Origin of the sequence: Variovorax sp. CAN15 (assembly GCF_030462475.1) — a bacterium.
Lineage (GTDB): Bacteria > Pseudomonadota > Gammaproteobacteria > Burkholderiales > Burkholderiaceae_C > Variovorax.
In genome coordinates, this window is the sequence record NZ_JASMRZ010000006.1 from 131,719 (window position 1) to 151,417 (window position 19,699).

General features: G+C 65.5%; 19 protein-coding genes. 7 read left to right on the forward strand and 12 right to left on the reverse strand.

Annotated elements, in window-relative coordinates; all coding sequences use genetic code 11:
- Positions 1-69 precede the first annotated feature (69 nt).
- Positions 70-1,251 carry a 4-hydroxybenzoate 3-monooxygenase gene (gene pobA / locus QMO14_RS07415; protein ID WP_301505728.1) on the forward strand — a complete coding sequence of 394 codons (1,182 nt, stop codon included), beginning with the start codon at positions 70-72 and terminating at the stop codon, positions 1,249-1,251.
- Here pobA and QMO14_RS07420 read toward each other — a convergent pair.
- From QMO14_RS07420 to QMO14_RS07435, 4 genes are read right to left on the reverse strand one after another with little or no spacing between them, the layout of a single operon-like run.
- Entirely contained in the window at positions 1,248-1,673 is a 426-nt protein-coding gene (locus QMO14_RS07420) for an SRPBCC family protein (RefSeq protein WP_301505729.1), read from the reverse strand. The two genes, pobA and QMO14_RS07420, sit on opposite strands and share 4 nt — an antisense overlap.
- Positions 1,674-1,689: 16 nt before the next feature.
- Entirely contained in the window at positions 1,690-2,049 is a 360-nt protein-coding gene (locus QMO14_RS07425) for a VOC family protein (protein ID WP_301505730.1), read from the reverse strand.
- Positions 2,028-2,942 (reverse strand): helix-turn-helix domain-containing protein, encoded by a 915-nt coding sequence (locus tag QMO14_RS07430; protein WP_301505731.1) that lies wholly within the window; start codon positions 2,940-2,942, stop codon positions 2,028-2,030. The genes QMO14_RS07425 and QMO14_RS07430 overlap by 22 nt, the downstream gene beginning before the upstream one ends.
- A 34-nt stretch (positions 2,943-2,976) precedes the next feature.
- Entirely contained in the window at positions 2,977-5,307 is a 2,331-nt protein-coding gene (locus QMO14_RS07435) for a xanthine dehydrogenase family protein molybdopterin-binding subunit (protein ID WP_301505732.1), read from the reverse strand.
- 205 nt (positions 5,308-5,512) lie between these two features.
- Here QMO14_RS07435 and aat point away from each other — a divergent pair, with 205 nt between their 5' ends.
- Genes aat through QMO14_RS07450 form a run of 3 tightly spaced genes read left to right on the forward strand, consistent with a single transcriptional unit; the run spans position 5,513 to position 7,875 of the window.
- On the forward strand, positions 5,513-6,268 hold the full coding sequence (aat, locus tag QMO14_RS07440) for a leucyl/phenylalanyl-tRNA--protein transferase (RefSeq protein ID WP_301505778.1): 756 nt from the start codon (positions 5,513-5,515) through the stop codon (positions 6,266-6,268).
- Positions 6,265-7,014: an arginyltransferase gene (locus QMO14_RS07445; protein WP_301505733.1), complete on the forward strand. Its 750-nt coding sequence runs from the start codon at positions 6,265-6,267 to the stop codon at positions 7,012-7,014. The genes aat and QMO14_RS07445 overlap by 4 nt, the downstream gene beginning before the upstream one ends.
- Positions 7,015-7,044: 30 nt before the next feature.
- A complete protein-coding gene (locus tag QMO14_RS07450) occupies positions 7,045-7,875 on the forward strand; it encodes an IclR family transcriptional regulator (RefSeq protein WP_301505734.1) in 831 nt (276 codons plus the stop codon).
- A gap of 70 nt (positions 7,876-7,945) precedes the next feature.
- Here the strand turns inward: QMO14_RS07450 and QMO14_RS07455 are convergent, their stop codons facing one another.
- The 8 genes from QMO14_RS07455 to QMO14_RS07490 form a co-directional block, all read right to left on the reverse strand.
- Positions 7,946-9,160 (reverse strand): serine hydrolase, encoded by a 1,215-nt coding sequence (locus tag QMO14_RS07455; protein ID WP_301505735.1) that lies wholly within the window; start codon positions 9,158-9,160, stop codon positions 7,946-7,948.
- Positions 9,161-9,277: 117 nt separating this feature from the next.
- Positions 9,278-10,816: a 2-isopropylmalate synthase gene (locus QMO14_RS07460; protein WP_301505736.1), complete on the reverse strand. Its 1,539-nt coding sequence runs from the start codon at positions 10,814-10,816 to the stop codon at positions 9,278-9,280.
- Positions 10,817-10,875: 59 nt separating this feature from the next.
- The gene (leuA, locus tag QMO14_RS07465) at positions 10,876-12,579 is read right to left on the reverse strand and encodes a 2-isopropylmalate synthase (protein ID WP_301505737.1); all 1,704 of its coding nucleotides are present in this window, start codon (positions 12,577-12,579) and stop codon (positions 10,876-10,878) included.
- Positions 12,580-12,765: 186 nt separating this feature from the next.
- On the reverse strand, positions 12,766-13,590 hold the full coding sequence (gene pssA / locus QMO14_RS07470) for a CDP-diacylglycerol--serine O-phosphatidyltransferase (RefSeq protein WP_301505738.1): 825 nt from the start codon (positions 13,588-13,590) through the stop codon (positions 12,766-12,768).
- Between the two features lie 184 nt (positions 13,591-13,774).
- Positions 13,775-14,791, reverse strand: coding sequence for a ketol-acid reductoisomerase (ilvC, locus tag QMO14_RS07475; protein WP_081266312.1), 1,017 nt, complete (start codon positions 14,789-14,791; stop codon positions 13,775-13,777).
- A gap of 50 nt (positions 14,792-14,841) precedes the next feature.
- The gene (locus tag QMO14_RS07480) at positions 14,842-15,102 is read right to left on the reverse strand and encodes a DUF4282 domain-containing protein (RefSeq protein ID WP_301505739.1); all 261 of its coding nucleotides are present in this window, start codon (positions 15,100-15,102) and stop codon (positions 14,842-14,844) included.
- Between the two features lie 53 nt (positions 15,103-15,155).
- Positions 15,156-15,647 carry an acetolactate synthase small subunit gene (ilvN, locus tag QMO14_RS07485; protein ID WP_007834236.1) on the reverse strand — a complete coding sequence of 164 codons (492 nt, stop codon included), beginning with the start codon at positions 15,645-15,647 and terminating at the stop codon, positions 15,156-15,158.
- Positions 15,648-15,762: 115 nt separating this feature from the next.
- Positions 15,763-17,547, reverse strand: a complete 1,785-nt coding sequence (locus tag QMO14_RS07490; protein WP_301505740.1) for an acetolactate synthase 3 catalytic subunit — start codon at positions 17,545-17,547, stop codon at positions 15,763-15,765.
- A gap of 280 nt (positions 17,548-17,827) precedes the next feature.
- Here QMO14_RS07490 and QMO14_RS07495 point away from each other — a divergent pair, with 280 nt between their 5' ends.
- Genes QMO14_RS07495 through QMO14_RS07505 form a run of 3 tightly spaced genes read left to right on the forward strand, consistent with a single transcriptional unit; the run spans position 17,828 to position 19,689 of the window.
- Positions 17,828-18,394, forward strand: coding sequence for an RNA polymerase sigma factor (locus tag QMO14_RS07495; protein WP_301505741.1), 567 nt, complete (start codon positions 17,828-17,830; stop codon positions 18,392-18,394).
- Positions 18,391-18,816, forward strand: a complete 426-nt coding sequence (locus QMO14_RS07500) for a DUF3619 family protein (RefSeq protein ID WP_301505742.1) — start codon at positions 18,391-18,393, stop codon at positions 18,814-18,816. Before QMO14_RS07495 ends, QMO14_RS07500 begins: the two co-directional genes overlap by 4 nt.
- 15 nt (positions 18,817-18,831) lie before the next feature.
- The gene (locus QMO14_RS07505) at positions 18,832-19,689 is read left to right on the forward strand and encodes a DUF3106 domain-containing protein (RefSeq protein WP_301505743.1); all 858 of its coding nucleotides are present in this window, start codon (positions 18,832-18,834) and stop codon (positions 19,687-19,689) included.
- The last annotated feature ends 10 nt before the right edge of the window (positions 19,690-19,699 follow it).

Genomic DNA, 19,699 nt, shown 5'->3' on the forward strand with positions numbered 1-19,699 from the left:
CGCACGGGCGGCCGCCACGGAAAGCCCCGTGCGCCCTACGCTCCGTGAAACCCTCTCGGAGACACGAACATGCGCACCCAGGTCGCCATCATCGGAGCCGGCCCAGCCGGCCTGCTGCTCGGGCAGCTTCTGTACAAGGCCGGCATCGACAACGTCATCGTCGAACGCCAGAGCGGCGACTACGTGCTGGGCCGCATCCGCGCCGGCGTGCTGGAACAGGTCACGATGGACCTGCTGGCGCGTGCCGGCGTCGACACCCGCGCCAAGGCCGAGGGGCTGCCGCACGAAGGCATCGAACTGCTCTTCAAGGGCGCGCGCCACCGCATCGACATGCACGGCCTCACGGGCGGCAAGCAGGTGACGGTGTACGGCCAGACCGAAGTGACGCGCGACCTGATGGAAGCGCGCGCGGCCGAAGGGCTCGCCACCATCTACAGCGCGGCGAACGTGAGCCTGCACGACTTCCAGTCCGGCAAGCCGCGCGTGCGCTACGAGAAGGACGGCCAGACGCACGAGATCGAATGCGACTTCATCGCCGGCTGCGACGGCTACCACGGCGTGAGCCGCGCCAGCGTGCCGGCCGACGCGATCCAGACCTACGAGAAGATCTACCCCTTCGGCTGGCTCGGCGTGCTGGCCGACGTGCCGCCGGTGTCGCACGAACTCATCTACGCCAACACCGGGCGCGGTTTCGCGCTGTGCAGCATGCGCAGCGCCACGCGCAGCCGCTACTACGTGCAGGTGCCCACCGAGGAGCGCGTGGAGAACTGGAGCGACGAGGCCTTCTGGAACGAGCTTCGCGAGCGCCTCGACCCCGAGGCGCGCGAGCGGCTGGTGACCGGCCCTTCGCTGGAAAAGAGCATCGCGCCGCTGCGCAGCTTCGTCGCCGAGCCGATGCGCTTCGGCTCCCTGTTCCTGGCGGGCGACGCGGCCCACATCGTGCCGCCGACGGGCGCCAAGGGGCTGAACCTCGCCACGGCCGACGTGGGGTATCTCTCGCGCGCCTTCGAAATCTTCTACGGAGAGAAGTCGGCCTCGGCACTCGAGCGCTACTCCGACCTGTGCCTGCGCCGAGTCTGGAAGGCCGAGCGCTTCTCGTGGTGGTTCACCTCGCTGATGCACCGCTTTCCGGAAACGGGTGCCTTCGGTCAGAAGATCCAGGAAGCCGAGCTCGACTACCTGGTGCACTCGACCGCCGCCTCCACCGCGCTGGCGGAAAACTACGTCGGGCTGCCGCTCGAAGACTTCTAGGCGGCACCAACCAGCGCGGGAGCCGGCCGGCCTTCCAGCGCGGCCTTCATGGCCGCCCCGCCCTGCTCCATCATCGGCGCGATGTAGGCCGCCATGGCATCGGGCAGCACGTCGGTGATCCAGACGAAGCGCGAGCGGCCTTCGCCCTCGGCGAACACCTGCGCCGTCGCATGGTGATGCCTGGCCTGCCCGCCGGTGACGGTGTAGGCCAGCCGGCGATGGGCTTCGTCGATGCCCACCAACGCCTCGCGCGCGACAAGGCCGTTGGCGAAGGTCAGGATGCGCGCGCCTTCCGCGTCGATCGTGCAGGCCGTGAGAAAGCCGGGCGCCAGTCGCGTGTGCACTGCTTTGAAGTCGCGCAGCGCGTCCCAGACCTGCGCCGCATCGGCCTCGACGATGAATTCCTTGTAGACCGTGGCCATGGCGATGAACCTCGCTTCAGGGGCAGACCGCCTCGACGTTGTTGCCGTCGGGGTCGATCAGGAAGGCTGCGTAGTAGGTTGGGCTGTAGTCCGGCCTCGGGCCCGCGCCGCCGTTGTCGGTGCCGCCGGCTTTCAGGCCGGCCTCGTGGAACGCGGCCACGGCCTCGTGGTTCGGCGCGCGAAAGGCAATGTGCGTGCCCGGGCCCTTCGCGCCCTTGGCGGCGTAGAGCCATAGCGCGGGCTCGTCGGCGGGCCCGATGCCGGCGTAGCTGTCGTCGTGCGGGCCTGGCACGTGCCCGAGCGGTGCGAGCGCGGCTTCGTAGAAGCGGCGGCTCGCGGCGAGGTCTTTGACTTTCAGTCCGATGTGGTCGTACATGATGGCTTCCTGCTCGATGGGTTGATCAGGAGTCCATCATCGAAGAGCGCCGCGATGCGATCTTGGAGAATCTTGCGGTCGCCTTTCGCCGCCTTGCGGAAGCCGCCCGGCGACACGCCCGCTGCCCGATGGAAGGTGCGCACGAAGTTGCTGAGATCGGCAAAGCCCACGTCCAGCGCCACCTCGGTCACAGGCCGGGTGTCGTCGTCGGCCAGCAGGCGCGCGGCATGCCGCAGGCGCGAGCGCACGAGGTACTGGTGCGGGGTGACGCCAAGCACCTGCGAGAACAGCCGCAGGAAATGGAAGGAACTCAGGCCGGCTTCGGCCGCGGCGCCGTCCAGGCCGATGTCGTGCCACGAATTGGCGTCGATCCACATCGCCGCATCGACCGCGCGGCGGCGGTCGCGTGAGATCGCCAACGAAGGTGCAGTGGGCTTCGCCCGGCCGGACACGACGTCCACGAAGCGGCTCGCGAACCACATGCCCAGCTCGTCCAGCCCCACGTCGCTCCGCCCGTCGGCCGCAGCCTGGGCCAGCTCGCCGATGACCACCAGCTCGGCCAGTGGCGGCACGCCGCCGGTGCGCCAGGTCTTGCGGTCACCGCCGATCAGGTCGACGAAGCCCGGCGAGAGATGGAAGGCCAGGCACTCGTCGCCGCAGACATGGTGGTCGTGCGTGCAGACGTACTCGTCACCCGGGCAGCCGACCAGCACGGAGCCGGCGACCAGTTCATAGGCGTTGCCGCGCGTGCGGTAGCCGAAACTGCCCTTGCGCACGTACGAGACCGAATAGCCTTCGTGCAGCTCGGTGAAGGGCTGCGCGTCGGGGCCCGCGTCACAGCGATAGCTGGCGATGCGGATCGCATCGGTCTGGACCTCGGTGGTGACAAGCATGGCCGGTGCCCTTCTGCCCCACGAAAACGATTGCTCAATCGACCGTTTGCATCGCCTGCCAGACACGTGCAGGGCTCAGCGGCATGTGCAGGCGCGGCGCGCGCGTGGCGAGGCCGTTGCGCGCGAAGGCGTCAGCCACCGCATTAACGATCGCCGGCGTGGCGCCGATGGTGCCGAGTTCGCCCACGCCCTTCACGCCCAGCGGGTTGTTCTTGCACGGCGTCGACTCGTCCATCTCCATGTTGAACATGGTGTCGACGATGTCGGCGCGCGGGGCCGCGTAGTCCATCAGGCTGCCGGTGACGGGCTGGCCGGTCTCGTGGTCGTACACCACCTGCTCATACAGCGCCTGGCCGATGCCCTGCACCGCGCCGCCTTCGAGTTGCCCTCGCACGATCATCGGATTGATGACGCGGCCGACGTCGTTGACCGAGCTGTAGGCCACCACGCTGATCTCGCCGGTCGGCGGATCGATCTCGATCTCGCAGATGTGGCAGCCGTTGGGCCAGGTCGGGCCCGCCACGGTGCTGGTGGAGTCGACGAAGATCTCGCGCCCCGGCTGTTTCGCCGCGAGCGTGAAGAGGTCGAGTTCGAGGTCGGTGCCGGCCACGTTGAAGACGCCGCGGCTGTAGACAATGTCGTCGATGGAGGCTTCGAATTCCTGCGCGGCCAGTTCGCGCGCCTTGTCGATGGTGCGCTCGGCGCCGATGCGAACGGCCGAGCCGCCGGTGAAGAGCGAACGCGAGCCGGCGCTGCCGAAGCCGTCGCCGCGGTCGGTGTCGCCGAGCACCACGCGCACCTTCTCGATGGGCACGCCGAAGGCATCCACCGCCAGTTGGGCGAGCGAGGTGGCGATGCCCTGCCCCATGGCGTTGACGGCCGAGAAAACCTCGATCACGCCATCGGCCTGCACCGAGACGGTGACGCGCTCCTCGAACACGTTGCCGCCGGTCCATTCGAGGAAGGTGGCGATGCCCAGGCCGCGGTGCTTGCCCCGGCCCGCCGACTCGGCGGCGCGGCTCTCGAAGCCCTGCCAGTCAGCGAGCGTGAGCGCCTGGTCCATCACCGACTCGAAGTTGCCGGTGTCGTAGGTCTGCGCCATCGGGTTCTTGTACGGCATCTGCTCGGGGCGGATGAAGTTGCGGCGGCGCAGCGCGACGCGGTCGATGCCGGTCTGGCGCGCGGCCTCGTCCATGAGCCGCTCGATGGTGAAGATGGCCTCGGGGCGGCCCGCGCCACGGTAGGCGCCGGTGGGAGCGGTATTGGTGAGCACCGCCTTGAAATGGAAGTCGATGGTCTGGATGTCGTAGACGCTGGTCTGAACCCAGGGGCCGATGAGCAACTGGATCGCGACGCCGGTGCCGGTGGCGTAGGCGCCGACGTTGGCCAGCGTCTTGATGCGCAGCGCGAGGATCTTGCCGTCGGCGTCGAGCGCCATCTCGGCGCGCGCCTCGATGTCGCGGCCGTGCGCGCTCGAGAGGAATTCTTCGCTGCGGTCGGCAACCCACTTCACCGGCCGGTTCACCTGCAGCGCCGCGAAGGCGACGGCGATGTCCTCGGGGTAGGCGCCGGTCTTCATGCCGAAGCCGCCGCCGACGTCGCCCACCACCACGCGCACCTTCTCCTTCGGCAGGCCGATGGCGGCGCAGATGGAATCGCGCACGCCGGAGGGCATCTGGGTGCTCATGCGGATCGTGAGGCGGCCGGTTTCGGTGTCGCGCGCCGCGAGCACCGAGCGCGGCTCGATCGTGAGGGCGACAACACGCTGGTTGTTCACGTCGAGCGCGACCACGTGGCTGGCCTTGGCGAAGGCGGCGGTAGCTGCCTCGCTGCTGCCATGACGCATCTCGGCGCAGATGTTTCCCGTGGCTTCCTCGCACAGCAGCGGCGCGCCCTCGGCGGTGGCGCTGGCGAGGTCGACCACCATGGGCAGGTCTTCGTAGTCGACCATGATGGCTTCGGCCGCGTCGCGCGCCTGCTGCACGGTGTCGGCCACCACTGCCGCAACCACTTCGCCGACGAAGCGGGTGCGCTCGTGGGCGATGGCACGGCGCGGCGGGCTGGCGCTGTCGCTGCCGTCGGCACGCTTGAAGCCGGCGGCGCCCGGCAGCGGCTTGACGCCGGCCTCGGCCATTTCAGCACCGGTGATCACGCGCAGCACGCCGGGCATGGCGGCGGCGGCGCTGGTGTCGATGGCGAGGATGCGCGCATGCGGATAGGAGGATCGAAGGAAAACGAGGTGCGCCTGATCGGGCAGCGTGACGTCGTCCGTGTAGCGGCCGGCGCCCGACAGAAGGCTTTCGTCCTCCAGGCGGCGCACTGCCTGGCCGCTGCCGAAGCGGGTGGGGTTGGGTTCAGTGGTCAACGTTGTCCTCTTGTACTTATCCCCGGCGCACGCTCGGGCCTGCCTGATCTGTTCGTGTGTGCTGCGGATGCAAGCTGTGCACTATAGGGTTTCCAGCGAGTCTTGTGGTGCCGCGGCGTGTGGGCCGAATGCTGGTCGCGATGTCGGCTGGAAGCGATTTTCACCCACTGGATTGGTGTTTGCGAAGCCGTGTATACCTATGGACATGCAACAACTGCCCTGGCTCGAACCCGGAGATGCCCTGCCCGACCCCGCCTCGGCCTGGGGCACGGCCGACCCCGTGCCCGGCCTGCTGGCCGCCGGCGGTGCGCTCGACGTCGATACTCTGATGCAGGCTTACGGCAACTGCGTCTTCCCGTGGTTCAGCGAAGACCAGCCGATCCTGTGGTGGAGCCCCGACCCGCGCATGGTGCTGCAGGTGGACGAGTTCAGGCTGCACCGATCGCTGCGCAAGACGCTCGCGCGCTTCGTGGAAGCGCCCGGCTGCGAGGTGCGCATCGACCACGATTTCGCGGCGGTCATCAGGGCCTGCTCGAGCTCGCCGCGGGTCGGACAGTCGGGCACCTGGATCGTGCCGGACATGGTCAAGGCCTATACGGAATTGCACCGCGCCGGCCACGCCCACAGCGTCGAGACCTGGATCGGCGGCAAACTGGCGGGTGGGCTGTACTGCGTTTCGCTGGGCCGCGCCGTCTTCGGCGAGTCGATGTTCACCCGCCGTCCGGACGCATCGAAGATCGCCCTGGCGGCTCTGGTGTCGCTATGCCGCCACTTCGGCGTGCGGATGATCGACTGCCAGCAGAACACGGCCCACCTCGCGAGCCTCGGCGCCCGCGAAATGCCGCGCAAGCGCTTCGTCGCGCACGTGGCAGGGGCACGGGGGGAAGAGGGCCCACGGTGGCGATTCGAGCCCGTATACTGGTCCGAACTCCTTTCAGCGCGACCTCCTTCCCTGACGTGACGCACCTCAAGGACCTCCCGCTTCACACGCTGCAGTTCTACGCGACTGCGCCCTACCCCTGCAGCTACCTGCCCGACCGGCAGGCCCGCTCGCAGGTGGCCACGCCCAGCCACCTGATCCACAACGACGCGTACTCCGATCTGGTGCTCAGCGGCTTCCGGCGCAGCGGCATGTTCACCTACCGGCCCTACTGCGACGGCTGCCGGGCCTGCATTCCGCTGCGCGTGCTGGCGAATGCCTTCCGCCCCACCCGCAGCCAGCGCCGTGCGCTCAAGCAGCATGCGGAGTTGCAGGCGCGCGTGCTCAAGCTGTGCTTCATGCCGGAGCACTACCAGCTCTACCTGCGCTACCAGAATGGCCGCCACGCCGGTGGCGGCATGGACCACGACAGTATCGACCAGTACACCCAGTTCCTCTTGCAGAGCCGGGTCAATTCGCGGCTGGTGGAATTTCGCGAGACCCTGCCGGACGGCAGCGCGGGCGCTCTCCGAATGGTGTCGATCCTCGACGTGCTGAACGATGGCATCTCGGCCGTCTACACCTTCTACGAGCCTGACTCGAGCGCCGGCTACGGCACCTACAGCGTGCTCTGGCAGATCGAGCAGGCCCGCAAGCTGGGGCTGCCGCATGTCTACCTCGGCTACTGGATCGAGCACAGTCCGAAGATGAACTACAAGGCGCGCTTTTCCCCGCATGAAGTGTTGTTGGATGGCCGCTGGCAGGCACCAGGCGATTTCACAAGGTAAAATGGCGCCCGGTCTTCACCGCAGAGCGCCATGAGAAAAAACCAATCCGACATTCCCGCCGTTCCCGTGATCCAGGTGATTGAGCGCATGTTTGCGCTGATCGACGTCCTGGCATCGCGCGAGGACGCAATTTCGCTGAAGGAGATCAGCGAAAAGACGGGGCTCCATCCGTCAACCACGCACCGTATCCTCAACGACCTGGCAGTCGGCCGGTTCGTCGATCGCCCCGAGGCCGGCAGCTACCGGCTCGGCATGCGCCTGTTGGAGCTCGGCAACCTGGTCAAGGGCCGGCTCAACGTGCGCGACGCCGCCCTCGGCCCGATGCGCGAGCTGCACAAGCTGACGCAGCAGCCCGTCAACCTCAGCATGCGCCAGGGCGACGAGATCGTCTACATCGAACGCTCCTACAGTGAGCGCTCCGGCATGCAGGTGGTGCGCGCCATCGGCGGCCGCGCCGCGCTGCACCTGACCTCGACCGGCAAGCTGTTTCTGGCGGCGGACGATCCGCAGCGCGTGCGCAGCTACGCTACCCGCACGGGTCTGGCCGGCCACACGCGCAACAGCATCACCCAACTGCCTGCGCTTGAGCGCGAGTTGTCGAAGGCGCGCCAATACGGCATCGCCCGCGACAACGAAGAGCTGGAACTGGGTGTGCGCTGCATGGCCGCCGGCATCTATGACGACCAGGGCAAGCTGGTGGCGGGTTTGTCGATCTCCGCCCCAGCCGATCGCCTGGACGAGGGCTGGCTGCCCAAGCTTCAGGCTACGGCCAACGAGATCTCGGGCGCGCTGGGGTTCAAGGAAGGCATGTCGGCCACGCCGTCGCCTTCCGGTGGTTCCTCACCATCGGCTGGCGGCTGACAAAGCCCCAGCCAGCCGCCCTCAAAAAAACAGGCCCTCGCGGGGCCTGTTTTTCTATTGGAAGGCAGGATCAGCCTGCCACCTGGTACGCAGCGTTGCGCGACGAAGCCGCCGGCGAACCGACCGCATGCGTGGCTTCGACCCAGCGGCGCACGCGCTCCGCATCGGCAATACGGCTGAACTTGCCTGCCGAATCCAGGAACACCATGATCAGCTTGCGGCCAGCCACCCTGGCCTGCATCACGAGGCATTGGCCGGCCTCGGAGATGTAGCCGGTCTTCTGCACGCCGATCTCCCAATCGGGGCTCTTCACGAGGCGGTTGGTGGTGTTGAACTGCAGCACGCGGTTGCCGACTTCGACCTGGTATTCAGGCGAGGTGGAAAGCGAACGCACGGTCGCATCGGCATAGGCGGCGTTGACCAGCAGCGCCAAGTCTTGCGCGCTCGACTGGTTGCGGCTCGACAGGCCGGTGGGCTCCACGTAACGCGTGTCCTTCATGCCGAGCATCTTGGCCTTGGCGTTCATGATGCTCACGAAGGTCGACAGGCCACCCGGATAGGTGCGGCCGAGCGCATGCGCTGCGCGGTTCTCGCTCGACATCAGCGCCAGGTGCAGCAGTTCGCCACGCGAAAGCGTCGTGCCGACCGTCAGGCGCGAGCTGCTGCGCTTCTCGGTGTCAACGTCGTCCTGGGTGATGGTGATGAGTTCATCGTTCGGCAGATGAGCCTCGCTGATGAGCAGGCCGGTCATGAGCTTGGTGAGCGACGCGATCGGCAGCACGGCGTGGTCGTTCTTGCTGAGCAGAACTTCGTGGGTGTCCTGGTCGATGACCAGCGCGACACTCGACTTCAGGTCGAGGGCGTCTTCGGTTCCATGCAGGCCGGCCATCTGGCCGAAGGATTGGCGCGGCGCTTCCACGACGCGAACCACCGAGCGGCGCTGCACCGCCACCACGGTCTTGCCGTTCTTCTTGTGGATCGTTGCGACGACGTTGCGTCCGCCGCGAACCACCTTCTCGGCACGTTCGGCCTTGGCCTTTTCGGCGCGGCCGCCGCGCTTGGTGGCGACGGCGGTCTTCGAGGACGCTGCGCCGCGCTTGACTTCGACCGGCACAGGCCCCTTCGCCTTCTTGGCGGCGACGGCGGTCTTGGCGGCGGGTTTTTCCTTCTTCGCGGCCTGGGCGCCAGGCAGCAAAAACGCCGTGGCGCAGAGCGCGACGGCGATGGCTTTGAAAGCGGGCAGGAACCGCTGGCTGGAAACTCGGCTTAGGCGGGCTTCAGGCATTAAAAAATCTCCAGCGGCGACAAACGAGGACCGCAGTGTATCGAAATCAAAAAAGACACGCAATATCAGTTACTTGCATCCTCTTCTTCATTCGAATAACAAGGATCGCCCGACAACCTAACCTTGTGCCGCAACTCTCTCAGCTTGGCTCTGTAACTTGTTGAGCGCACTCAAATAAGCCTTAGCCGAAGCGACAACGATGTCCGGATCCGCACCCACACCGTTGACCACCCGCCCTGCGTTTTGTAACCGGACTGTAACTTCTCCCTGGCTTTCCGTCGAGCCGCTGATGGCATTCACAGAGTAAAGAACCATCTCTGCACCGCTCTTGACATGCGACTCGATGGCCTTCAAGGACGCATCAACCGGGCCATTTCCGTCTGACTCGCCGGTGACTTCCTTGCCCTGGACGGTGAATACGATTTTCGCCTGAGGGCGCTCGCCGGTTTCGCTGTGCTGGGAGAGAGAGACGAAAGCAAACTGCTCACCAACGTTCGACACCTCTTCCGCGCTGACCAGCGCAAGGATGTCCTCGTCGAAAATCTCCGACTTCCGGTCGGCCAGCTCCTTGAATCGCAGGAAGGCGGCATTGATCTCGCCTTCGCTCTCCATGGTCACGCCCAGCTCCTGCAGGCGCTGCTTGAAGGCATTGCGGCCGCTGAGCTTGCCCAGCACGATCTTGTTGGCCGTCCAGCCGACGTCCTCGGCACGCATGATTTCGTAAGTGTCGCGGGCCTTGAGCACGCCGTCCTGGTGAATGCCCGAGGCGTGCGCGAAGGCATTGGCGCCCACCACCGCCTTGTTGGGCTGCACCACGAAGCCCGTGGTCTGGCTGACCATGCGGCTGGCGGCCACGATGTGCTGGGTGTCGATGCGCAGGTCGAGGCCGAAATAGTCCTTGCGGGTCTTGACTGCCATGACCACTTCCTCGAGCGAGCAGTTGCCAGCGCGCTCGCCCAGGCCGTTGATGGTGCACTCCACCTGGCGCGCGCCGCCGATCTTCACGCCGGCCAGCGAGTTCGCCACGGCCATGCCCAGGTCGTTGTGGCAATGCACCGACCAGATCGCCTTGTCGCTGTTGGGGATGCGCTCGCGCAGCATCTTGATGAAGTTGCCGTAGAGCTCGGGAATGGCGTAGCCGACGGTGTCGGGCACGTTGATGGTGGTGGCGCCCTCGTTGATCACGGTTTCGAGCACGCGGCACAGGAAGTCGGGGTCGCTGCGGTAGCCGTCTTCGGGACTGAACTCCACGTCGCCGATCTGGTTGCGCGCGAAGCGCACGGCCAGCCTGGCCTGCTCATGCACCTCGTCGGGCGACATGCGCAGCTTCTTTTCCATGTGAAGCGGCGAGGTGGCGATGAAGGTGTGGATCCGCCCGCGGGCCGCGCCTTTCAGGGCCTCGGCCGCGCGCCCGATGTCGCGGTCGTTGGCGCGCGAGAGGCCGCACACCGTCGAATCCTTGATCGCGTTGGCAATCGCCTTCACCGCCTCGAAATCGCCGTTCGAACTGGCCGGAAAACCGGCCTCGATGACATCGACCTTCAGCCGCTCCAGCAGCTTGGCGATACGCAGCTTCTCGTCGCGCGTCATCGAGGCGCCCGGCGATTGCTCGCCGTCGCGCAGGGTTGTATCGAAAATGATCAGCTGGTCGGTCATCGTGGTTCTCCTTCGTACGCGCCCTTCCTGCGCGTCCGGACCGGACCAGCGCTTCAGCGTCAGGCGACTTCAACCACCGATTGTGCGCTGTGCGCGCCCCGGGTACGCGCACGCTGCACGCCCGAAACGATCGCCTTCAGCGAGGCCGTGACCACGTTCGCGTCCATGCCCACGCCGAAAAGCGTCTGGCTCTCGTCCACGCGCAGCTCCAGGTAGGCCACGGCCTTCGCATCGGCGCCCGCCCCAATGGCGTGCTGGTGGTAGTCCATCACGCGAACGGTGTGGCCGGTGGCCTTGCTCAGCGCCTGGGTAAAGGCGTCGATGGGGCCGTTGCCGCGGCCCTCGATGGCGCGAACTTCACCGTCCCAGACCAGGTCGCCGCGCAGAACCACGGAAGCGTCGGCGCCCTCGCCCTCTTCCTCGATCACGCGCTGCTGGAGGGCTTGCGCCGTTTCGATGCCGTATTCGCGCACGAACAGCTGCCAGAGGTCAGCGGCCGTGAGTTCCTTGCCGGCCACGTCCATCACGCGCTGCACCGACTGCATGAACTCCATCTGCAGGCGACGCGGCATCTCGATGCCGTATTCGCTCTCGAGCAGGTAGGCCATGCCGCCCTTGCCCGACTGGCTGTTCACGCGGATCACGGCTTCATAGCTGCGACCCACGTCCTTCGGGTCGATGGGGAGGTACGGAATTTCCCAGATGTCGCCGTCCTTGCGCGCGGCGAAAGCCTTCTTGATCGCGTCCTGGTGCGAGCCCGAGAACGAGGTGTAGACCAGGTCGCCCACGTACGGATGGCGCGGGTGCACCGGGATCTGGTTGCAATGCTCGACCGTGGCGCGGATCTCGTCGATGTTCGAGAAATCGAGCTCCGGCGAGACGCCCTGGGTGTAGAGGTTGAGCGCGACGTTCACGAGGTCGAGGTTGCCGGTACGCTCGCCGTTGCCGAAGAGGCAGCCTTCGATGCGCTCGGCACCGGCCATCAGGGCCAGCTCGCCCGCCGCCGTACCGGTGCCGCGGTCATTGTGCGGATGCACGCACAGCACGATGGAGTCGCGGCGCGCGAGGTTGCGGTGCATCCACTCGATCATGTCGGCGAAGATGTTCGGCGTGGAGTGCTCGACCGTGGTGGGCAGGTTGACGATGCACTTGCGCTCGGGCGTCGGCGCCCAGACTTCGGTCACCGCATCGACCACGCGCTTCGAGAAGTGGACGTCGGTGCCCGAGAACATCTCGGGCGAGTACTGGAAGGTCCACTGCGTGTTCGGCTGCTTGGCGGCGAACGCGTTGAACATGCGGGCGTGGCTGCTGGCGAGCTCGACGATCTGGTCCTCGTCCATGCCGAGCACCACGCGGCGCATCACGGGGGCCACAGCGTTGTAGAGGTGCACGATGGCGCGCGGGGCGCCCTGCAGCGATTCGAAGGTGCGGGCGATGAGATGGTCGCGCGCCTGCGTCAGCACCTGGATCGTCACGTCGTCGGGGATGCGGTCCTCCTCGATGAGCTTGCGGACGAAGTCGAATTCGATCTGCGAGGCCGAGGGGAAGCCGACTTCGATTTCCTTGAAGCCGATGGCCACGAGGGTTTCGAACATGCGCATCTTGCGCGCGATGTCCATGGGCTCGACCAGGGCCTGGTTGCCATCGCGCAGATCGGTCGACAGCCAGATCGGCGCCTTGGTCAGCACGGCATCGGGCCAGGTACGGTCCTTGAGGCCGATCGGGGCGAACGCGCGATATTTGCTTTGAGGTTGCTTGAGCATGTCGATTTCTCTTGGATGGTTGGTAATCGACCAGCAACCCCAAAAAACAAACGGCCCGTTGCTGGTGCGAACGGGCCGTGGTGAGGGATTTGCGCGTGCGCTACCGTCTCCGCCCGTGAGGGAGGGCTAGTAGGGCCAGCAGCGAAATCTTGGTCATGAGGCTGACGAATGTAGCACAAGCCGCGCTCAGTTATGCAAGCCCCGTTCGTCGGGCTCTTCCGTCGAGGTGCTGATCACACTGGCCGGCTGGCCCTTGGCCTTGCGCCACGCATAGACCACGTAGCCGCTCAGGCCATAGACGACGAAGAGCCCGAAAAGGACGGTCGGCGGATGGATGTTGATGACGGCGATGCCCAGCGCGATCAGCACGATCACCGCGAAAGGCACGCTCTTCTTCATCTGGATGTCCTTGAAGCTGTAGAACGGCGCGTTGGTGACCATCGTGAGGCCCGCATACAGCGTGAAGGCGAAGGTGACCCAGGTGATCTGTGTCCACGAGAGATAGAGCACCTCGCCGCCGCGCTTGCCCCACTCGTTCACGAGCCAGATGAAGCCCGCCACGAGCGCCGCGGCCGCGGGCGACGGCAGGCCCTGGAACCAGCGCTTGTCGACCACGCCGGTGTTGACGTTGAAGCGCGCGAGCCGCAGCGCCGCGCAGGCGCAGTACACGAAGGCCGCGATCCAGCCCCAGCGGCCCAGCCCCTTGAGCGACCATTCGTAGGCGATGAGCGCCGGCGCCGCGCCGAACGACACCATGTCGGACAGCGAATCCATCTGCTCGCCGAACGCGCTCTGCGTGTTGGTCATGCGCGCGACGCGGCCGTCGAGGCTGTCGAGGATCATCGCGGCGAACACGCCGAGCGCCGCAAGATCGAATCGCGCGTTCATGGCCATCACGACCGAATAGAAGCCGCCGAACAGCGCCGCCAGCGTGAACAGGTTCGGCAGGATGTAGATGCCCTTGCGGCGCTTGCGCGGCTGCACATCGTCGGGGAGCGTGTCGTCATGCATTGAAATTGCCTCCGTCCCTCATGGGCACTGCGCTGGCAGCTATCCATTCGATAGCATCTTGATCTTTGAATCGCATGGTTCGCAGTGTAGTTCAGGGGCCGTGGCGCCCCTCGTCAAACAAAAGGGCCACCGCAACGGGTGGCCCTCGGGAAACGGGCGCCGAAGCGCCCTTTCGGCTCGCAGATCAGTTGCGGGTCTGGTCGACCAGCTTGTTCTTCTTGATCCAGGGCATCATCGCGCGCAGCTTTTCGCCGACGACTTCGATCTGGTGCTCTGCATTCAGGCGACGGCGGCTGATCAGCGTGGGAGCGCCGGCAGCGTTTTCCAGCACGAAGCTCTTGGCGTATTCGCCGGTCTGGATGTCCTTCAGCACTTGCTTCATGACCTTCTTGGTCTCTTCCGTCACGACGCGCGGGCCGGTGACGTACTCGCCGTACTCGGCGTTGTTCGAGATCGAGTAGTTCATGTTGGCGATGCCGCCCTCGTAGATCAGGTCGACGATCAGCTTCAGCTCGTGCAGGCATTCGAAGTACGCCATTTCGGGCGCGTAGCCGGCTTCCACCAGCGTTTCGAAGCCGGCCTTGATCAGCTCGACCGTGCCGCCGCACAGAACCGCTTGTTCGCCGAACAGGTCGGTCTCGGTTTCTTCGCGGAAGTTGGTCTCGATGATGCCGGCCTTGCCGCCGCCGTTGGCGGTGGCGTAGCTCAGCGCGAGGTCGCGCGCCTTGCCGGTCTTGTCCTGGTGCACGGCCACGAGGTGGGGCACGCCGCCACCCTGGGTGTACGTGCTGCGCACGGTGTGGCCCGGCGCCTTGGGAGCGACCATCCACACGTCGAGGTCGGCGCGCGGCTGCACGAAGCCGTAGTGCACGTTGAAGCCGTGCGCGAACACCAGCGAAGCGCCTTCCTTGATGTTGGGGGCGACGTCGTTCTTGTAGACGTTGGCGATCTGCTCGTCGGGCAGCAGGATCATCACGACGTCGGCGGCCTTCACGGCGTCGGCGACTTCTGCGACCTTCAGGCCGGCCTTCTCGACCTTGGGCCACGAAGCGCCGCCCTTGCGCAGGCCGACCACGACCTTGACGCCGCTGTCGTTCAGGTTCTGCGCGTGCGCATGGCCTTGCGAGCCGTAACCGATGATTGCAACCGTCTTGCCCTTGATGAGGCTCAGGTCAGCGTCCTTGTCGTAATAAACCTTCATGTGTATCTCTCCTAAAAAATCTCGAGCATCCGCGCGGGGATGCACTTCACTCAAAGGCCGGAGGAATTCCGGTCCTTCATTTGCTGGTTGATGGACACGAGGCTGTCGTGGATACGAAACAGCACGATGAGCAGCTCGCTGTAGATGCGAACGCCGATGGCGCCGAAGATCAGGACCGTGAAGGCCGGCAGGTACTGCCGCTGGTACAGCGCGGCCACCGCCAGCACGAGCACGCCCAGCAGGCCGAGAAAGTAGAGCACCCGGACGATCGCCGGGGTCACCATCCTGTCGAAACCAAGCAGACCTCGCATCACTCTTGCCTCATGTGTGGATGAACGTATGAACTGAGGGCGCCTTCACCCTCCTACACGCGCAGGATGCGCTCGCCGCGCCCAATGCCGCTGGCACCGGTGCGGACAGTCTCGAGGATAGCGCTACGCTCGATCGCTTCCAGGAAAGCGTCGTTCTTGCCATGGTCGCCGGTGAGTTCGATGGTGTAGCTCTTGTCCGTCACGTCGATGATGCGGCCGCGGAAGATTTCCGCCATGCGCATCATCTCCTCGCGCTCCTTGCCGACCGCGCGCACCTTCACCATCATGAGCTCGCGCTCGGTGTAGGCGCCTTCGGTCAGGTCGACGACCTTCACCACTTCGATCAAGCGGTTCAGGTGCTTGGTGATCTGCTCGATCACGTCGTCCGAGCCGGTGGTGACGATGGTCATGCGCGAGAGACTCGCGTCCTCCGTGGGCGCCACCGTGAGCGATTCGATGTTGTAGCCGCGGGCCGAGAACAGGCCCACCACGCGGGAAAGAGCACCCGGCTCGTTCTCCAGCAGCACTGCGATGATGTGTTTCATTTTTGCGTGACTCCTCTTTTCGCCGCCCTCCCCCGTGCACGGTAATGCGCGGGCTTGGCGGGCAATAGATTCGTCAGTAGTTAAGAGTTGAGCGAATGTCCGTTCCGTCGATCGGTCAGAGATCTTCGGAACCCAGCAGCATCTCGGTGATGCCCATGCCGGCCTTCACCATCGGAAACACGTTTTCGGTCGGGTCGGTGCGGAAGTCCATGAACACCGTGCGGTCCTTGAGCTTGCGCGCCTCGCGAAGCGCCGGCTCCACGTCTTGTGGACGCTCGATCAGCATGCCGACGTGGCCATAGGCCTCGGCGAGCTTCACGAAGTTGGGCAGCGCATCCATGTAGCTGTGGCTGTAGCGGCCGGAGTATTCGATCTCCTGCCACTGGCGCACCATGCCCAGGTAGCGGTTGTTGAGCGAGCAGATCTTGATCGGCGTGTTGTATTGCAGGCAGGTGGAGAGTTCCTGGATGCACATCTGCACCGAGCCTTCGCCGGTGATGGTGAACACTTCCGAATCGGGCTTCGCGAGCTTGATGCCCATGGCGTAGGGAATGCCCACGCCCATGGTGCCCAGGCCGCCCGAATTGATCCAGCGGCGCGGCTCGTCGAAGCGGTAGTACTGGGCTGCCCACATCTGGTGCTGGCCGACGTCCGACGTGATGTACGTGTCGGCGTCCTTGGTCATGTTCCAGAGGGTCTCGACCACGTACTGCGGCTTGATCACGTCCTTGTTGCCGCGGTCGTACTTCAGGCAGTCGCGCGAACGCCATGCCTCGATGGTCTTCCACCAGTCGGCCAGAGCACCTGCGTCCGGCTTGGCGGTGCTCTCGCGGATCATCGAGATCAGCTCGGTGAGCACGTCCTTCACGTCGCCGACGATCGGGATGTCGACCTTCACGCGCTTGGAGATGCTCGACGGGTCGATGTCGACGTGGATGATCTTGCGTTCGTTCTGCGCGAAGTGCTTGGGGTTGCCGATCACGCGGTCGTCGAAGCGCGCGCCCACGGCCAGCAGCACGTCGCAGTTCTGCATCGCGTTGTTGGCCTCGATGGTGCCGTGCATGCCCAGCATGCCCAGGAACTTGCGATCGCTCGCCGGATAAGCACCCAGGCCCATCAGCGTGTTGGTGACCGGGTAGCCCAGCATGTCGACCAGCGTGCGCAGCTCGTTGCAGGCGTTGCCCAGCAGCACACCGCCACCGGTGTAGATGTAGGGGCGCTTGGCGGCCAGCAGGAGCTGCAGCGCCTTGCGGATCTGCCCGCCGTGACCCTTGCGCACCGGGTTGTACGAGCGCATCTCGACCTTGTCGGGATAGCCTGCGTACGGGATCTTCTTGAACGAGACGTCCTTGGGCACGTCCACCACCACGGGGCCCGGACGGCCGCTGCGAGCGATGTGGAAGGCCTTCTTCATCGTCATGGCCAGATCCTTGGGATCCTTGACGAGGAAGTTGTGCTTGACGATGGGGCGGGTGATGCCGACCGTGTCGCATTCCTGGAAGGCGTCGAGACCGATGGCCGCCGTCGGCACCTGGCCCGAGATGATCACCATCGGGATCGAGTCCATGTACGCCGTCGCGATGCCGGTGACCGCATTGGTCAGGCCGGGACCGGAGGTGACCAGTGCCACGCCGACTTCACCGGTTGCGCGGGCATAGCCGTCGGCCGCATGGACGGCGGCCTGCTCATGGCGCACCAGCACATGCTGGATGGTGTCCTGCTTGTAGAACGCGTCGTAGATGTAGAGAACCGCGCCGCCCGGATAGCCCCAGACGTACTGGACGCCTTCGGCCTGCAGTGCCTTGACCAGCACTTCGGCGCCCATGAGTTCTTGAGTCGAGTTGCCGGCGCCAGCGGACGCAGCGGCTGCGGAGACGATTTCCGCCTTGGAGATTTCCATGATCAACCTTTGTTTATTTCGGGAACGAAATACCTTGGGTGCCCCTTGCCAACCCTTGTGAGGTCGCGCCAGGACTTGAGGCCAAAGCCATGGACGGACTGATGTTCCGCCGGACCGTGACCCGTTTGCCTTTTGACTTGCAGCCCGGATTATGACATTTCCGGGCGTTCATATTCGCTTCAGCTGCCCTGTAAAGCCACAAAGGCATAATCCGCGGCGATAAACGTAGCGATCGCTAGACCCCATTCCCACGCGGCGCGCCCTGCGCGCCCCCTCTCGCTTGGCCACTGAACAAGAACTCTCCGACTTCCTGAAAAGCGTCGAACGACGCGCTTTCAAGCGCTCGGTCTATCACGTGCGGGATGAAGAAGCGGCCCTCGATATCGTGCAGGACAGCATGATGAAGCTGGCCCAGCACTACGGCGACAAGCCCGCGGCCGAGCTGCCGATGCTGTTCCAGCGCATCCTGTCGAACTGCACGCTCGACTGGTTCCGCCGCCAGAAAACCAGGCGCGCCCTCTTCTCCAACCTCAGCGATTTCGAGTCGGTCGATGACGACGGAGATTTCGACCTGCTGGAGAACTTCGTCTCGCCGGCCGACTCCAGGGAGTCGGAGAGCGCTGAGGACACGACCCGCCGCGCCCAGATCTTCCAGGAAATCGAGGAACAGATCGCAGCACTGCCAGGCCGTCAACGCGAGGCTTTCCTGATGCGTTACTGGGAGGAAATGGACGTCGCAGAGACGGCCGCTGCGATGGGCTGCTCCGAGGGCAGCGTCAAAACCCATTGTTCGCGAGCCGTTCACGCTCTGAGCAAGGCGCTCAAGGCCAAGGGAATATCGCCATGAACACTAAGGTTCCAACCTCAATCAACACCGTCGCCGAAGACCAGTTTGGCCAGCGCCTGGCCGCCCGCCTTTCGGCCGGCAACCGGGAGCTGCCGCACGACATCGGCGAACGGCTGCGCGTGGCGCGCGCGCAGGCCGTGGCGGCGCGCAAGCAGGCCCCGCAACTGAGGGCCGCCCCCGTGGTGGCGCAGTCGGGCCATACGCTCACGATGGGCGGCGGCTGGTGGACTCGCATCGGCTCCGTGGTGCCATTGATCGCCCTCGTTGCCGGCCTGATCACCATCAGCGTGATGCAAGACGACGATCGCGCCAGCGAGTTGGCCGAGGTAGATTCCGCACTGCTGACCGGCGACCTGCCGCCCGCAGCCTATACCGACCCTGGCTTCGCCCAATTCCTCAAGGCCGATAACGCCTCCGACTGAACCTTCATCGATCGAATGCGACGCCGCTCCACCTCCAGCGCGAACAGCCCCCGCCCGTTGCGCCCGCTTCCGGCGGGCGCAGTCGTTTGGGCAGGTGCGTTTGCTGTCGCGGCCTTCGGCCTGACGGTTGCCTGCGCCCAGCCCCACTCCGAAGCTGCATCCAAGGCCACCGGCAGCCCCACCACGGCCAGCAGCTCCGCGCCGGCCACCAGTCCGAAGGCAGTCTCTCCGACCAAGCCCCTCTGGAGCGAGCTCACGGCGGAGCAACAGCAGGCGCTGAAACCGCTCGGGTCGCACTGGAACACTCTGAACATTGGGCAAAAGAAGAAGTGGCTGGCGCTTTCGCGCAACTTCGCGCGCATGTCCGCGCACGATCAGACCACCCTCCACAGCCGCATGATCGAATGGGCGGCCCTGAGCAATCAGCAGCGCGCCCAGGCCCGCCTGAACTTCGCAGAGGTCAAACGCATTCCGCCCGACGAGCGCAAGGTGAAGTGGGAGCAATATCAAGCCTTGAGTGAAGAAGAAAAGCGCAAGCTCGCCGAACGCGCTCCACCGAAACCACGCGGCGCCGCAATTCCTGTGCGACCGGTTTCCTCCCAGAAACTCGTGCCGGTACCCGCCGCGACCCCCGGTGGACAACACCCCCCCCGCATCCTGCTGGCGCCCCCACCCGCGCCAGCCGCGACTGTCCTGGTGGCCTCGCCGCCGGATCGTGCCCCTGCTACTGCTGCGGCCGCAACAACGCCGGCTGTTTCCGTCATCCCGGCGGCCCCTGCCCCATCGAGCGCCGTGGCTCCCCCGGTCCCTGCTGAAGCCCAGGTGCCGGCACCATCGTCGGCAACCGAGCAGCCGACCTCCTCTGCCCCCTGACCGCAAGGCT

Coding starts and splice junctions, on each gene's coding strand:
- QMO14_RS07490 (WP_301505740.1), bottom strand. CDS start 17,547: ATGGAAATCTCCAAGGCGGAAATCGTCTCCGCAGCCGCTGCGTCCGCT.
- QMO14_RS07460 (WP_301505736.1), bottom strand. CDS start 10,816: ATGACCGACCAGCTGATCATTTTCGATACAACCCTGCGCGACGGCGAG.
- ilvC (WP_081266312.1), bottom strand. CDS start 14,791: ATGAAGGTTTATTACGACAAGGACGCTGACCTGAGCCTCATCAAGGGC.
- QMO14_RS07455 (WP_301505735.1), bottom strand. CDS start 9,160: ATGCCTGAAGCCCGCCTAAGCCGAGTTTCCAGCCAGCGGTTCCTGCCC.
- QMO14_RS07505 (WP_301505743.1), top strand. CDS start 18,832: ATGCGACGCCGCTCCACCTCCAGCGCGAACAGCCCCCGCCCGTTGCGC.
- ilvN (WP_007834236.1), bottom strand. CDS start 15,647: ATGAAACACATCATCGCAGTGCTGCTGGAGAACGAGCCGGGTGCTCTT.
- pssA (WP_301505738.1), bottom strand. CDS start 13,590: ATGCATGACGACACGCTCCCCGACGATGTGCAGCCGCGCAAGCGCCGC.
- QMO14_RS07450 (WP_301505734.1), top strand. CDS start 7,045: ATGAGAAAAAACCAATCCGACATTCCCGCCGTTCCCGTGATCCAGGTG.
- leuA (WP_301505737.1), bottom strand. CDS start 12,579: ATGCTCAAGCAACCTCAAAGCAAATATCGCGCGTTCGCCCCGATCGGC.
- QMO14_RS07500 (WP_301505742.1), top strand. CDS start 18,391: ATGAACACTAAGGTTCCAACCTCAATCAACACCGTCGCCGAAGACCAG.
- aat (WP_301505778.1), top strand. CDS start 5,513: ATGCAACAACTGCCCTGGCTCGAACCCGGAGATGCCCTGCCCGACCCC.
- QMO14_RS07480 (WP_301505739.1), bottom strand. CDS start 15,102: ATGCGAGGTCTGCTTGGTTTCGACAGGATGGTGACCCCGGCGATCGTC.
- QMO14_RS07430 (WP_301505731.1), bottom strand. CDS start 2,942: ATGCTTGTCACCACCGAGGTCCAGACCGATGCGATCCGCATCGCCAGC.
- QMO14_RS07425 (WP_301505730.1), bottom strand. CDS start 2,049: ATGTACGACCACATCGGACTGAAAGTCAAAGACCTCGCCGCGAGCCGC.
- pobA (WP_301505728.1), top strand. CDS start 70: ATGCGCACCCAGGTCGCCATCATCGGAGCCGGCCCAGCCGGCCTGCTG.
- QMO14_RS07420 (WP_301505729.1), bottom strand. CDS start 1,673: ATGGCCACGGTCTACAAGGAATTCATCGTCGAGGCCGATGCGGCGCAG.